General features: G+C 73.2%; 11 protein-coding genes and 1 tRNA gene. 7 read left to right on the forward strand and 5 right to left on the reverse strand.

Annotation, left to right across the window (positions count from 1 at the left end; genetic code table 11):
- Positions 1–84 precede the first annotated feature (84 nt).
- The 4 genes from ACF068_RS11435 (at position 85) to ACF068_RS11450 (ending at position 6,385) form a co-directional block, all read left to right on the forward strand.
- Complete coding sequence (locus ACF068_RS11435; protein ID WP_392273977.1) at positions 85–891, forward strand: HlyD family efflux transporter periplasmic adaptor subunit; 807 nt, start codon at positions 85–87, stop codon at positions 889–891.
- Positions 876–3,122 carry an NHLP family bacteriocin export ABC transporter peptidase/permease/ATPase subunit gene (locus ACF068_RS11440; RefSeq protein WP_392273978.1) on the forward strand — a complete coding sequence of 749 codons (2,247 nt, stop codon included), beginning with the start codon at positions 876–878 and terminating at the stop codon, positions 3,120–3,122. The genes ACF068_RS11435 and ACF068_RS11440 overlap by 16 nt, the downstream gene beginning before the upstream one ends.
- A gap of 1 nt (position 3,123) precedes the next feature.
- Entirely contained in the window at positions 3,124–6,042 is a 2,919-nt protein-coding gene (locus ACF068_RS11445; RefSeq protein WP_392273979.1) for an NHLP bacteriocin export ABC transporter permease/ATPase subunit, read from the forward strand.
- 121 nt (positions 6,043–6,163) lie between these two features.
- Positions 6,164–6,385 (forward strand): hypothetical protein, encoded by a 222-nt coding sequence (locus ACF068_RS11450; RefSeq protein ID WP_392273980.1) that lies wholly within the window; start codon positions 6,164–6,166, stop codon positions 6,383–6,385.
- 196 nt (positions 6,386–6,581) lie between these two features.
- Here ACF068_RS11450 and ACF068_RS11455 read toward each other — a convergent pair.
- Together ACF068_RS11455 and ACF068_RS11460 are read right to left on the reverse strand one after the other, a co-directional pair.
- Positions 6,582–6,669: transfer RNA gene (locus tag ACF068_RS11455), tRNA-Leu, on the reverse strand.
- Positions 6,670–6,855: 186 nt separating this feature from the next.
- Positions 6,856–7,794, reverse strand: a complete 939-nt coding sequence (locus ACF068_RS11460) for a beta-ketoacyl-ACP synthase III (RefSeq protein WP_392273981.1) — start codon at positions 7,792–7,794, stop codon at positions 6,856–6,858.
- Positions 7,795–8,163: 369 nt separating this feature from the next.
- Here ACF068_RS11460 and fdhD point away from each other — a divergent pair, with 369 nt between their 5' ends.
- Positions 8,164–9,015, forward strand: a complete 852-nt coding sequence (gene fdhD / locus ACF068_RS11465) for a formate dehydrogenase accessory sulfurtransferase FdhD (RefSeq protein ID WP_392273982.1) — start codon at positions 8,164–8,166, stop codon at positions 9,013–9,015.
- 93 nt (positions 9,016–9,108) lie between these two features.
- Here fdhD and ACF068_RS11470 read toward each other — a convergent pair whose 3' ends face one another.
- Positions 9,109–9,495: a (2Fe-2S) ferredoxin domain-containing protein gene (locus tag ACF068_RS11470; protein WP_392273983.1), complete on the reverse strand. Its 387-nt coding sequence runs from the start codon at positions 9,493–9,495 to the stop codon at positions 9,109–9,111.
- Positions 9,496–9,879: 384 nt separating this feature from the next.
- Here ACF068_RS11470 and ACF068_RS11475 point away from each other — a divergent pair, with 384 nt between their 5' ends.
- Both ACF068_RS11475 and ACF068_RS11480 read left to right on the forward strand, forming a co-directional pair.
- Positions 9,880–11,679, forward strand: a complete 1,800-nt coding sequence (locus tag ACF068_RS11475) for an AMP-dependent synthetase/ligase (protein ID WP_392273984.1) — start codon at positions 9,880–9,882, stop codon at positions 11,677–11,679.
- Positions 11,680–11,798: 119 nt separating this feature from the next.
- Positions 11,799–12,632, forward strand: coding sequence for an aldo/keto reductase (locus tag ACF068_RS11480; protein WP_392273985.1), 834 nt, complete (start codon positions 11,799–11,801; stop codon positions 12,630–12,632).
- A 67-nt stretch (positions 12,633–12,699) separates the two neighbouring features.
- Here the strand turns inward: ACF068_RS11480 and ACF068_RS11485 are convergent, their stop codons facing one another.
- Together ACF068_RS11485 and ACF068_RS11490 are read right to left on the reverse strand one after the other, a co-directional pair.
- A complete protein-coding gene (locus tag ACF068_RS11485) occupies positions 12,700–12,876 on the reverse strand; it encodes a hypothetical protein (RefSeq protein ID WP_392273986.1) in 177 nt (58 codons plus the stop codon).
- A gap of 58 nt (positions 12,877–12,934) precedes the next feature.
- Positions 12,935–13,492 carry a hypothetical protein gene (locus tag ACF068_RS11490; RefSeq protein ID WP_392273987.1) on the reverse strand — a complete coding sequence of 186 codons (558 nt, stop codon included), beginning with the start codon at positions 13,490–13,492 and terminating at the stop codon, positions 12,935–12,937.
- Positions 13,493–13,528 lie beyond the last annotated feature (36 nt).

Consider the following 13,528-nt stretch of genomic DNA (forward strand, 5'->3'; position numbering starts at 1 on the left):
AGTGAGCCCCGGGACCATTCCGTTCCGGGGCTCGTCTCGCTGTTCACTTCACGATCCTTTGTGCGCAGTTGAGGGAAGAGTTACGTGCAGTTCCGCCAAAAGGCCCTTTCCAAGCTGCAATCCCCCGAGGAATTGGACCTGCCGGTGCGTTTCGCCCGGCCCCAGGGTCTTCTCGTGCTCGCCGTGACCGTCGTCGCCATGGCCGCTGCGGCCGTCTGGGCCGTCACCGGAACGGTCACCTCCACACTCACGGCGCCGGGCATCCTGACCCATGGCAGGGGCAGTTACGTCCTCCAGAGCCCGGTCGCCGGACAGGTCACGGCGGTGCGCGCCGAGGAGGGGGAGCACCTTCCCGCCGGCGCGCCCCTGCTCGACGTCCGCACCGCACAGGGGACTTCCGTCGTCCGGGCCGTCGCCGCCGGCCGGGTGACGGCCCTCGTCGCCACCATCGGCTCCGTGGTCACCGTCGGCTCGGACGTGGCGTCGGTCGAGCGCGTCGAGAGCGAGGACGCGCCCCTGACGGCGACCGTCTACGTACCGGCCGACAGCGGCGCGACCGTCCCCGTGGGCGCCTCCGTGGACCTCACCGTCCAGTCGGTGCCGGCCCGCACGTACGGCGTGCTGCGCGGCCGGGTGAAGGCCGTCGGCCGGACCCCGCAGACCCGCAGGCACATCACCGCCTTCCTCGGCAGCAGCCAGCTCGCCGAGCAGTTCTCGCGCGCCGGCCAGCCCGTGGCGGTCCTGGTCGAGCTGCGCCGGACGTCCTCGACCCGGACGGGGTACGCCTGGTCGACGCCGGACGGACCCGGCCAGGCGCTCGACACCATGACCCCGGTGAGCGCCTCCGTGCACCTGGCCTCCCAGCACCCGGCCGATTGGCTCCTCCCGTGAGCGCCCCCGGCGGCCGCCGCCGCGCCCGGCCGGCAGCGCCCAGGGCTCGGGCCAGGGCCAGGGGGAACGCGAAGCGGCCCAGGGCCGTCCGGACACCCACCGTGCTCCAGATGGAGGCCGTGGAGTGCGGCGCCGCCTGCCTCGCCATGGTGCTGGCCCACCACGGCCGGCACGTCCCGCTGGAGGAACTGCGCATCGCGTGCGGCGTCTCCCGCGACGGCTCACGCGCCAGCAACCTCCTCAAGGCCGCGCGGGGGTACGGCCTGAAGGCCAAGGGCATGCAGATGGAGCCGGAGGCCCTGGCCGGGGTGCCGGTCCCGGCCATCCTGTTCTGGGAGTTCAACCACTACGTCGTGTACGAGGGGACGGGCCGCCGCCTCGGCCGCCGGGGCGTGCACCTCAACGACCCGGACAAGGGCCGGCGCTTCGTCTCGCCGGAGGAGTTCGACACCGGCTTCACCGGGGTGGCCCTGGTCTTCGAGCCGGGCCCGGACTTCCGCCGGGGCGGTCGCCGGCCCGGTGTGCTGAGCGCCGTGCCCGCGCGGCTGCGGGGCACGGCCGGCACCCTGCTGGTGGCGCTGCTGGCGAGCCTGCTGCTCGTCGCGGTCGGCGCGGCGGTGCCCGCGCTGAGCCGGACGTACATCGACATGTTCCTGATCGGCCAACAGACCTCGGTGCTGGGCCCGCTGTTCGGGGCGATGGCGGCGACGGTCGCGCTGACCGCCGTCCTGACCGGGCTGCAACAGGCCAACCTGCTGCGCGGCCGCCTCATCTCCTCGACGCTCGGCAGCGCCCGCTTCCTGCGGCACCTGATGCGGCTGCCGGTGACGTTCTTCGCCCAGCGCAGCCCGGCCGACCTGGTGCAGCGGCTCAGGTCGAACGACGCGGTGGCCGAGACGCTCGCGAGGGACCTCGCGGCCGCCGGCGTCGACGGCGTCGTCGTGGTCCTCTACGCGGTGCTGCTGTGGACGTACGACCCGCAACTGACGGTCGTCGGCGTACTGATGGCGCTCCTGAACATCGTCGCCATGCGGATCGTGATCCGGTTGCGGGCGACGCACACGCAGAAGCTGCGCGCCGACGCCGCACGGCTGACGAACACCTCGTACACCGGTCTCCAGCTCATCGAGACCATGAAGGCGACCGGCGGCGAGAACGGCTACTTCCGCCGGTGGGCGGGACAGCACGCGACCACCCTGGAGGTGCAGCAGCGCCTGGGGGTGCCGAGCGCCGCACTGGCCGTGGTCGCGCCCACCCTGGCGACGCTCAACAGCGCGCTGATCCTGTGGATCGGCGGGCTGCGGGCGGTGGAGGGCCACCTCTCCATCGGTCTGCTCGTCGCCTTCCAGGCCCTGGTGACCCGTTTCACGGCGCCCATCACCCGGCTCAACGGGGTGGCGGGCCGCATCCAGGACTTCGCCGCCGACGTGGTCCGGCTGAAGGACGTCGAGAGCTTCCCCGTCGACGCCCTCCACGCGCGCGTGGAGCCGGACGGGAGCACCCGCCGCCTCACGGGGCATGTGGAGCTGGCGGACATCACCTTCGGCTACAGCCCGCTGGACGAACCCCTGCTGAGCGGCTTCTCCCTCCGCGTGGGTCCGGGACAGCAGGTGGCGCTGGTCGGCGGATCGGGGAGCGGCAAGTCGACGGTGTCCCGGCTGATCTCGGGCCTGTACGCCCCCTGGGAGGGGACGGTCCGCATCGACGGCCGGCGGCTGGAGGACATCCCGCGCGGTGCGCTGGCGGCCTCGGTGTCGTTCGTCGACCAGGACGTGTTCCTGTTCGAGGGGACCGTCCGGGACAACGTGACCCTGTGGGACCCGTCCGTACCGGACGACGCCGTCGTCGCCGCGCTCCGGGACGCCGCCGTGTACGACGACGTCGTCGCCCGCCGGCCGGGCGGCATCCACAGCCGCGTCGAGCAGGACGGCCGGAACTTTTCGGGCGGGCAGCGCCAGCGCCTGGAGATCGCCCGCGCCCTGGTGCGGCGGCCGAGCGTCCTCGTGCTGGACGAGGTGACCAGCGCCCTCGACGCCGGCACGGAGCAGATCATCATCGACAACCTGCGGCGGCGCGGCTGCGCCTGCGTGGTCATCGCCCACCGGCTGTCCACGGTCCGCGACAGCGACGAGATCGTGGTCCTGGACCACGGCCGGGTCGTCGAGCGGGGCCGCCACGAGGAACTGCTCGCCGCCTCGGGGGCGTACGCCGAGCTGGTCAAGGAGCGCTGACATGTCCGTCCGTCCCGAGGTGGCCGCCGCCGATCCGGTGGTCCACGCCCTGGGCACCCTGGGCTCCCCCGTCGACTGCGCGGGCCTGCGCACGGTGCCGCTGGAGGGGCCGCACGTGCTGTGGCTGGTCGTGGCGGGCGGGCTGGACCTGTTCGCGGTCGACGCCGCCGAGCGGGGCCACTGGCACTTCCTGGGCCGGCTGGAGGCCGGCAGCCTGCTCCTCGGCCCGGTCCAGGGCCCGCGGCACACCCTGGTGGGCCGCCCGACGCGGGACTGCGCGGTGCGCCGGATCGGGCTGCGGGAGCTGCACCCCGGCCACGGGCAGGACCCGTACGGCGCGCACGACCCGTACGGCGGCCATGGCGCGTACGACCCGTACGGCGGCCATGGCGCGTACGACCCGTACGGCGAGTACGCCGGTGCGCACGACCCGTACGGCGGGGCCACGCCCCTGGAGCACGCCTTCGCCCTCGGCACCGCCCGCAGCCTGGGCGTGCTGTTCGAGGCGCCGCTCGGCGACGGGCGCGCCCCTGGGGACGAGGCGATCGCCTCCGACGACATGCTGTGGATGCCGGTGCCCCCCGGCGGCGTGCGCCACGGTGCCGCGGACGGCTCGTACGGCCCCGACGGGGCGGCCGGCCTGCTGGTCGACGGGGACCTGTGGCGGCGGATGGTGAACCAGCAGTACCGGCTGCTGTCCGCCGTGGACCGCTGGATCGAGCAACTGGAGCGCGCCCACGAGGACCGGGCGGCCGCCGGTGTCAAGGCGGGTGAGACGGTCCGCGCCCGGGCCGACCGGGCGCTGCTGGCCTCGATCGGCCGGCCGGACCGCACCGCCCGGAAGAAGGACGCGACGGCGTCCGACGACGCCACGTTCGCCGTGTGCCGGCAGGTCGCCCGCGCGGCCGGGATCACGCTGGCCGAACCGTCCGCGAGCGGCGTGTCCGACGAGCGGACCGGCCCCGTGGAGCGCATCGCCCTGGCCTCCCGGGTGCGCACCCGCGCGGTGCGGCTGGAGGGGCGCTGGTGGCGTACGGACTCCGGTCCCCTGGTGGGGCACTGGGCGAAGTCCGGCGCCCCGGTGGCGCTGCTGTGGCGGCGCGGCCGGTACGAGGCGGTGAACCCGGCCTCGGGGCTGCGGATCCGGATCGGGCGGGCGCGGGCCGGCGAGCTGGAGCCGCGGGCGGTGATGTTCTACCGTCCGCTGCCGGAGCGGCCGTTGTCGCCGGCGGGGCTGCTGCGCTTCAGCCTGCGCGGTGCCGGGGGCGACGCGCGCAACCTGGCGCTCGCCGGGCTGGTGACGGTGGGGCTGGGCGCGCTCGTGCCGTTGGCGACGGGCCGGATCCTCGGGGTGTACGTGCCGGCCGGCCGGACCGGCCCGATCGTGCAGTTGGCGGTGGCCGTGATGGTTGCCGGTGTGGTGTCGGCGGCCTTCATGCTGATGCAGAACCTGACGGTGCTGCGGATGGAGGGGCGCATCGAGAGCGTCCTCCAGCCCGCCGTGTGGGACCGGCTGCTGCGGCTGCCGACGGCGTTCTTCGCCGGGCGCTCCACCGGGGAGCTGGCGAGCGCGGCCATGGGGATCAGCGCCATCCGCCGGGTGATGGCGGGAGTCGGACCGGTGGCCGTGCAGGCGGGCACGGTGGGCGCGGTGAACCTGGTGCTGCTGCTCTGGTACAGCGTGCCGCTGGCGCTGGCGGCGATGGCGATGCTGCTGGTCGTCGGGGTGGTGTTCCTGGGCCTCGGACTCTGGCAGGTGCGCTGGCAGCGGCGGCTGGTGGAGCTGAACAACAAGCTCGACAACCAGGCCTTCCAGACGCTGCGGGGTCTGCCGAAGCTGCGCGTCGCGGCGGCGGAGAGCTTCGCGTACGCCGCGTGGGCGAGGGAGTTCGCCCGCTCGCGGGAACTCCAGCGGCGGGCGGGGCGGATCCGCAACGTCACCACCGTCCTCGACGCGGTGCACCTCCCGCTCTGCTCGCTCGTCATGTTCATGCTGCTGGCGGGTCCGGCGCGCGGGAGCATGACGGCGGGCGAGTTCCTGACGTTCAGCACCTCGGTGACGATGCTGCTGACGTCGGTCACGCAGCTCACCGGGGCGCTGGTCTCCGCCGCCGCGGCGCTGCCGCTGTTCGAGCAGATCCGACCGGTGCTGGAGGAGGCTCCGGAGGTTCGCGGCTCCACCACGCCGCCCGGCGTCCTGTCGGGGGCCCTGGAGGCCCGCAACCTGTCCTTCCGCTACGCGGACGACGCGCCCCTGGTGCTGGACGACGTGTCGCTCGACGTCCGGCCGGGCGAGTTCGTCGCCGTCGTCGGCCCCAGCGGCTGCGGCAAGTCCACGCTGCTGCGCCTGCTGATCGGCTTCGACCGCCCGGTCTCGGGCAGTGTGCTGTACGACGGGCAGGACCTGAGCGCCCTCGACCGGTCCGCGGTGCGGCGCCAGTGCGGGGTCGTGCTCCAGAACGCCCAGCCCCTCACCGGCTCGATCATGGACTGCATCAGTGGGGCGGAGTCCTTCTCGCAGGAGGAGGTGTGGGCGGCCGCGGAGATGGCCGGTCTGGCGGAGGACATCCGGCGGATGCCGATGGGGCTGCACACGATGATCGCGGGCGGCGGAGCCGTCTCCGGCGGCCAGCGCCAGCGCCTGATGATCGCCCAGGCGCTGATCCGCCGGCCCAGGATCCTGTTCCTGGACGAGGCCACGAGCGCGCTGGACAACGAGGCGCAGCGCGTCGTCATCGAGTCCACGCGCCGGCTGAACGCCACCCGGCTGGTGATCGCCCACCGGCTGTCGACGGTCATGGACGCCGACCGGGTGATCGTCATGTCGGCCGGCCGGATCGTCGAGCAGGGCCACCCCTCCGCGCTGCTCGCCGACCCCGACGGGCACCTGTACGCGCTGGTACGCCGCCAAATGCGCTGACCCGGGGCCCCTCGAAAGGGTGGGATCGGCCCTCGGGGGCGCGCCGGTCCCCGGGAACGCGGGAACCCCTCCCTACGAACCCCGCCCGGACGGACCGGGCGGCGCGTCCACGGAGGAACACATGCTCAGGAAGGCCTTCGCCTGCGCGGCCCTCGTCGCCGCTGCCATGGCGGTCGGTACTGTCCCCGCCGCCGCCCACGGCGACAACGACAAGGACGACCACGGCAGCTTCCACGCCGTCGAGTGGAGCAAGGGCAAGTTCGCGGCCCTGGAGTCCGCAGGCGGTTCGAAGATCGCGGCAGGCGGGTTCAACCAGGGCGGGGCCATCGGCGCCGAGTGGTAGCCGACGGACCCGTCGTACGACGGCCGCCGGGACGACAGCGTGGTCGTCCCGGCGGCCGCCGTCGTCAGCGGGTCAGTACCCGCATCCGAACCGTCGCCGCTCCGAATCTGGGCCGGCTTGCGGTCGCCGGACAGCGTCCAGGCCGGGCGGGGGAACGCGAAATGCCGACCGGGATGATCCCGATCGGCATTTTCCGTGGTGTCCGAGGGGGGACTTGAACCCCCACGCCCGATAAAGGGCACTAGCACCTCAAGCTAGCGCGTCTGCCATTCCGCCACCCGGACAAGGTGTCTGTCGCTCCGGGGCGTTCCCCGCGGCGACATGGATAACTCTACCAGGGGTTCGAGGTGCCCTTCACCCACATATCCCGTGGTCAGGCGGCCTGGCGGGGGGCGGGCGGAGACATCGGGGCACGGCGTACGCGGTGTCCGTACACGGTCACGGAGCGTGCGGGGTTCGCCCGTCGCCGGTCACGGGACCCGGACGACCTGCCCGGCGTACGAGAGGTTCCCGCCGAACCCGAACAGCAGGGCGGGCGCGCCGGAGGCGACCTCACCGCGCTCGACCAGCTTGCTGAGCGCCATCGGGATGGAGGCGGCCGAGGTGTTGCCGGACTCGGTGACGTCCCGGGCGATCACCGCGTTGACCGCGCCGATCTTCTGGGCGACCGGCTCGATGATCCGCAGGTTCGCCTGGTGCAGCACCACCGCCGCCAGGTCCTCGGGCGCGATGCCCGCCCGCTCGCACACCTTGCGGGCGATCGGCGGTAGCTGGGTGGTGGCCCAGCGGTAGACGGTCTGGCCCTCCTGGGCGAAGCGCGGCGGGGTGCCCTCGATCCGGACGGCGTGGCCCATCTCCGGGACGGAGCCCCACAGCACCGGGCCGATGCCCGCGTCGGGCGCGGCCTCGACGACCGCCGCCCCGGCGCCGTCGCCGACCAGGACGCAGGTGGTCCGGTCGGTCCAGTCGGTGATCGCGGTCATCTGGTCGGCGCCGATCACCAGCACGCGGCTCGCCGAGCCCGCCCGCACGGCGTGGTCGGCGGTCGCCAGGGCGTGGGTGAAGCCGGCGCACACCACGTTGAGGTCCATGGTGGCGGGCGAGCCCATGCCCAGCCGGGCGGCCACGCGGGCGGCGGTGTTCGGGGAGCGGTCGACGGCCGTGGAGGTGGCGACGAGGACCAGGTCCACGTCGGCGGGGGTGAGCCCGGCGGCGGCCAGCGCCTTGGCGCCCGCGTGGGCGGCCATCTCGTCGACGGGTTCGTCGGGGCCGGCGACGTGCCGGGTCCGGATGCCGACCCGGCTGGTGATCCACTCGTCGCTGGTGTCGACCAGCGCGGCCAGGTCGGCGTTGGTCAGGACCTTGGCGGGCTGGTAGTGCCCGAGCGCGGCGATTCGAGTGCCCGTCATGCTCGGGACCCCCCTTGGCTGGCGATGTACAGGAGCCCCCAGTCTCGTCAGCGACTGGCGAGTAACCGGTCGGGCGAATCGACAGGATTCACGCCCTCCTCTTGGAGAGTCCGCAACATCACCGGTGGCGGGCGGGCGCGCCGTGAAATGCTGTCCGTCCCTCCTCCGCGGGGTGCCGCCACGGAGGGCCCGCCGGCCGCCCGGGGGCGGTGGGGCGTTCCGTGGAGCCGGGCGCGGCCGCGTCCCGTCCGTGCAGGACAATGAGGGCGTCGGGGTCACCTCGCCGCACGACGGCCCGGTGGTCCACGGCGACCTCCGCAGCCGGGGCCGTTGCGGCTGCCACCACGTCACGAACCGGGACTGATCAGCATGGGACGGGTCACCGAGCGCCGCCGCGTCATCCGCATCCGGGACGGGGCCGCATCGGCCCGTCCCGACACCCTGGTCGCGGAGGAGCCGCTGGAGATCCGGCTCAACGGCAAGCCCCTCGCCATCACGATGCGCACACCGGGCGACGACTTCGCGCTGGCCGCCGGCTTCCTCGTGAGCGAGGGCGTGCTCGGCTCGGCGGCGGACGTGCGGAACATCGTGTACTGCGCCGGTGCCAGGGAGGACGGGTCCAACACGTACAACGTGGTGGACGTGCAGCTTGCGCCCGGTGTGGCCGTCCCGGACATCACGCTGGAGCGGAACGTCTACACCACGTCGTCGTGCGGCCTGTGCGGCAAGGCCAGTCTGGACGCGGTCCGCACCCGCACGCGTTTCCCCCTGGCCGGCGCTCCCCCGCTCGTCGTCACACCGGAACTCCTCGCGGCCCTGCCCGACCGGCTGCGGGCGGCGCAGCGGGTCTTCGACCGGACGGGCGGGCTGCACGCGGCGGCGCTGTTCTCCGGGACGGGTGAGCTGCTGGACGTGCGGGAGGACGTGGGCCGGCACAACGCGGTGGACAAGCTGGTGGGCCGTGCGCTGCGGGAGGACCGGCTGCCACTGGACCGGGCGGTCCTGCTGGTGTCGGGGCGGGCGTCGTTCGAGCTGGCGCAGAAGGCGGTGATGGCGGGGATCCCCGTACTGGCGGCGGTGTCGGCGCCGTCGTCGCTCGCGGTGGACCTGGCGGCCGAGACCGGCCTGACGCTGGTCGGCTTCCTGCGCGGCCGGAACATGAACGTGTACGCGGGTGAGGAGCGGATCGCCCTGGAGGCGGGGGTCACCCCGGGCGGCTGACCGCCCCCGGCCGGCGGACGGGTTCACGGGCGTCCGGCGGGAGCGCGTCCGCCCGCCGGCCCGGTGCCGGCCTCCTGTCCGGCGTACCGCTCCTCACTTCCCCGGTGGGTCGATCATCTGGAGCGCCAGGGTGTCCGGGGGTGGCGCGACGCCCGGTCCGCCCGCCTCCACCCAGGCGAGGATGTCGTCGAGGCAGTCGTCGTCGAGCGCCCAGCCGATCCAGGCGGCGCGGGCGCCCTTGCGCCGGGCCTCGGTGGAGGGCTGGACGACCACCACGTTGGCCTGTCCGCAGGGCCCGAGGCAGTCGCTGGTCCGGACGGCGAGCCGGCCGCCGGAGGCGGCGGCGGCCGCCCGCAGCCGGTCGAGCTGGCCGGCGTGGTCGGTGCCGGGGTGCTTGCGGGCGTCGCCGCAGCAACAGCCACGGCAGACGACCAGGGAACAGGGGCGGGCGGCGCCGGGGCGTATCCAGGTGTGGTTCACCGGGCGGCGTCCGGGGCGTCGGATGAGGGCATGGCCTCACGGTATCGACCCGGGTGATCATCCCGGGCCGGTGGGGTGCGTGATGGCGCGGTACCGGCGGTGGGGGGCGCGCCCGGCCGTGTCCGACCCGGTCCGCCCCGGGGGCCCGTGGGCGCGGCGTACAGATTCCGTGGAGATTCCGCCCGCCGTTACTTACCCGGCGGTCAGTAAGGCGCGCGCACCCCACCGCCCCGCGTGGGCACTTGGCTTCTGACCTGTGGCGTTGCCGTACGGACAGGCTTCGCGAAGGGCCTCCCGAACGGGTCTTGCGTGAGGTACCGTCACCCTCCGCTGTGCGGAGCGCCCCCAAGGAGCAGGCCATTGCGCGAGTTCACTGTCCCACCCGTGGCGACGGCTCCCCTGGTCGGTGGACTGGCCGATTCCGTATTCGAGCACGCGAGGGACGATCCGGACCGTGTCGCGCTCGGACGCAAGGAGGCGGACGGCCGGTGGACCGACGTCACCTCGGCGCGGTTCCGGGACGAGGTGCTGGCTCTGGCCAAGGGGCTGCTCGCGGACGGGGTCCGGTTCGGGGACCGGGTCGCCATCATGGCGCGCACCCGCTACGAGTGGACGCTGTTCGACTTCGCGCTGTGGACGGTGGGGGCCCAGTCCGTGCCCGTGTACCCCACCTCGTCCGCCGACCAGGTCCACTGGATGCTGTTCGACGCCGAGGTGACCGCGTGCGTGGTGGAGCACGAGGACCACGCCATGACCATCGGGTCGGTGATCGACCGGCTGCCCCGGCTCAAGCGGCTGTGGCAGCTCGACGCCGGGGCGGTCGACGAGCTGGTGGAGCTGGGGGCGCGTATCGACGAGGACGTGGTGCACCGGCACCGGCGGGCGGTGACGCCCGAGTCGGTCGCCACGGTGATCTATACGTCCGGGACGACGGGCCGCCCCAAGGGGTGCGTCCTGACGCACGCGAACTTCATGTTCGAGGCGGACACCCTGGTCAGCCGCTGGGAGCCGGTCTTCCACTCCAAGCCGGGCGACGAGGCGTCGACCCTGCTGTTCCTGCCGCTGGCCCACGTCTTCGGCCGGATGGTGGAGGTGGCGGCGATCCGCAAGCGGGTCAAGCTGGGCCACCAGCCGCAGCTTGCGGCCGGCCCGCTGCTGGCGGACCTGGCGGCGTTCCGGCCGACGTTCGTGCTGGCCGTGCCGTACATCTTCGAGAAGGTCTTCCAGGCGGCGCGGCGCAGAGCGGAGACCGAGCGGAGGGAAGGGCCCTTCGACAAGGCCGTCGAGGTGGCGGTGCGGTACGCGGAGGCGCTGGAGACCAAGGCCTTCGGGCAGGGCCCCGGGCCGTCGGCGGCGCTGCGGGTGCAGCACCAGTTCTTCGACAAGGTCGTCTACGGGAAGGTGCGCGACGCGCTGGGCGGGCGGGTCCGGCACGCGATGTCGGGCGGGTCGGGGATGGCCCGGCGGCTCGGGCTGTTCTTCGAGGGCGCGGGCGTGACGGTGTACGAGGGGTACGGGCTGACGGAGTCGGCATCCGCGGCCACCGCCAACCCGCCGGAGCGGACGAAGTACGGCACGGTCGGGCCGCCCATCCCGGGGACGACGGTGCACATCGCGGAGGACGGCGAGGTGTGGCTGCGCGGCCCGCACCTCTTCTCCGGGTACCTGGGCAATCCCGACGCGACCGCGGCCGTGCTCCGGGACGGCTGGCTGGCGACCGGTGATCTGGGGGCGCTCGACGAGGACGGTTACCTGACCATCACCGGGCGGAAGAAGGAGATGCTGGTGACGTCGGGCGGCAAGAGCGTGCCGCCGGCCGGCCTTGAGGAACGGGTGCGGTCCCACCCGCTGGTGGCGCAGTGCATCGTGGTCGGCAACGACCGGCCGTACATCGCGGCGCTGGTGACCCTGGACCAGGAGGCGGTCGAGCACTGGCTGGCCATGCAGAACCGGCCGCCGCTGCCCCCCGCCGAGCTGGTGCGCGACCCGGCGCTGGAGACCGAGATACGCCGGGCGGTGGTGGCGGCGAACACCCTGGTGTCGCAGGCCGAGTCGATCCGTACCTTCCGGATCCTGGCGCACCCGTTCACGGAGGAGCACGGTCTGCTGACCCCGTCGCTGAAGCTCAAGCGCAAGGCGATCGAGACGGCGTACGCGGCGGAGGTCGACGCCCTGTACGGGTGATGCGGGGCGGTCCGGGGAACAGGTGCGGGAGCGTGGACGTTGATCCGTGGAGCGACAACCGCTGAGCGACAACCGCTGAGTGACAACCGACGACCGACGACGTAAGGAATCGACCGCTCGTGAGCAAGGTCCCCTCCATCACCCTCAACAACGGCGTCTCCATGCCGCAGCTCGGCTTCGGTGTCTGGCAGGTGCCCGACGACGAGGCGGCGAAGGCGGTGGGCACGGCCCTGGAGGCCGGATACCGCAGCATCGACACCGCAGCGATCTACGGGAACGAGAAGGGCACCGGCGAAGCCGTCGCCGCCTCCGGCATCCCCCGGGACGAGCTCTTCGTCACCACCAAGCTGTGGAACAGCGAGCACGGACACGACGCCACACTGCGCGCGTTCGACGAGTCGCTGGCCCGGCTCGGTCTCGACTACGTCGACCTGTACCTGATCCACTGGCCGGTGCCCTCGAAGGACCGGTTCGTGGACACCTACCGGGCACTGGAGAAGATCCAGGCGGACGGCCGCGCCCGGGCGATCGGCGTCTCCAACTTCCTGCCCGCGCACCTGGAGCGCCTGCTCGGCGAGACCTCCGTGGTCCCCGCGCTGAACCAGATCGAACTGCACCCGCAGCTCCAGCAGGCGGAGGCCCGGTCCTTCCACGCCCGGCACGGCATCCTGACCGAGGCCTGGTCGCCGCTGGGCCAGGGCAGGGGCCTGCTGGAGGTCCCGACGATCATCGCGATCGCCCGGAAGCACGACCGCACCCCCGCCCAGGTGGTGCTCCGCTGGCACCTCCAGCTCGGCACCATCGTGATCCCGAAGTCCGTGACGCCGTCGCGGATCCAGGAGAACATCGACGTCTTCGACTTCGAGCTGGACGCCGACGACCTGGCGGCCCTCGCCGCCCTGGACGAGGGCAAGCGCCTGGGCCCGCACCCGGACACGTTCGGCGACAAGTGATCGCGGGCCGTCCGGGGACGGCACGGACGCCCGAGGAGGGCGTGCCGTCCCCGGGGAGGACCCGGTTTCAGGTGGTCAGCAGGCGGTTGAAGAACGACCGGTACCGGCGCAGCGCCCGGCGGAGTTCCTCGGTGTCGACCTCCTCGCCCCGGTTCCACTGACCCTCCAGGTCCCTCTTGTGGTCGGCGAACGTCGAGGCGAGCCGCCGCATGACGTCGGCGACGAGGGCGTCGGCCTTGTGCACCGCCTCGCGGGGGTCGTCGACGAACTGGATCTGGATCTCCTGCCAGCTCGCCCGCGGGTCAGGCCGGGGTCCGGCGGGACTGACCGCCGTCGGACAGCAGCTCGTCGAAGAGGGCGTGGTAGTGGACCATCGCCCCGCGGAGCTGCTCGGTCGTGGCCCGGTGCTGCATGCTCAGCCGGTTGACCTCGTGCGCGGCGCGGTAGTGCTCCACCGTGCGTCCGTGCTCGACCGAGAGGTCCCGCAGCCGCTGGTCCAGGTCCTCCACGGGATAGCCGCGCTCCCGCATCAGGGAGGTCACCAGGAGGTCCGCGTCCTGCACGGCGTCCTCCGGCTGGTCCACGAACTCCCCCTGCACGTCGTCCCAGTCGCGGCTGTAGCGGTCGCGGACCTCACCCGGCAGCGGCCGGATGTCCAGTGCCTCGTGGCGTTTCTCGCGGGCGCTCAGCTCGCGTTCGGCCGCGGTCCGGCTGCCGGTGTCCTCGACCGTCCTGTCGTACTCCGGTCCGAAGCGCTGTCGCAGGCGCCGGCTGCGGAGGCCGAGGAAGGCGATCACGGCCAGGGCGGCCAGGACCACCGCGACGGGAATGACGATGGCCAGGAGCGTTCCTGTCGACATGGGGTCCAACCCCTCATAAATGTCCAATATGCCCCG

Source organism: Streptomyces sp. NPDC016309, from assembly GCF_043077235.1.
GTDB lineage: Bacteria > Actinomycetota > Actinomycetes > Streptomycetales > Streptomycetaceae > Streptomyces.

What these genes read in the sequence shown, in the direction of transcription:
- ACF068_RS11445 (WP_392273979.1), top strand. Translation starts at nt 3,124, where the DNA reads ATGTCCGTCCGTCCCGAGGTGGCCGCCGCCGATCCGGTGGTCCACGCC.
- ACF068_RS11450 (WP_392273980.1), top strand. Translation starts at nt 6,164, where the DNA reads ATGCTCAGGAAGGCCTTCGCCTGCGCGGCCCTCGTCGCCGCTGCCATG.
- ACF068_RS11460 (WP_392273981.1), bottom strand. Translation starts at nt 7,794, where the DNA reads ATGACGGGCACTCGAATCGCCGCGCTCGGGCACTACCAGCCCGCCAAG.
- fdhD (WP_392273982.1), top strand. Translation starts at nt 8,164, where the DNA reads ATGGGACGGGTCACCGAGCGCCGCCGCGTCATCCGCATCCGGGACGGG.
- ACF068_RS11490 (WP_392273987.1), bottom strand. Translation starts at nt 13,492, where the DNA reads ATGTCGACAGGAACGCTCCTGGCCATCGTCATTCCCGTCGCGGTGGTC.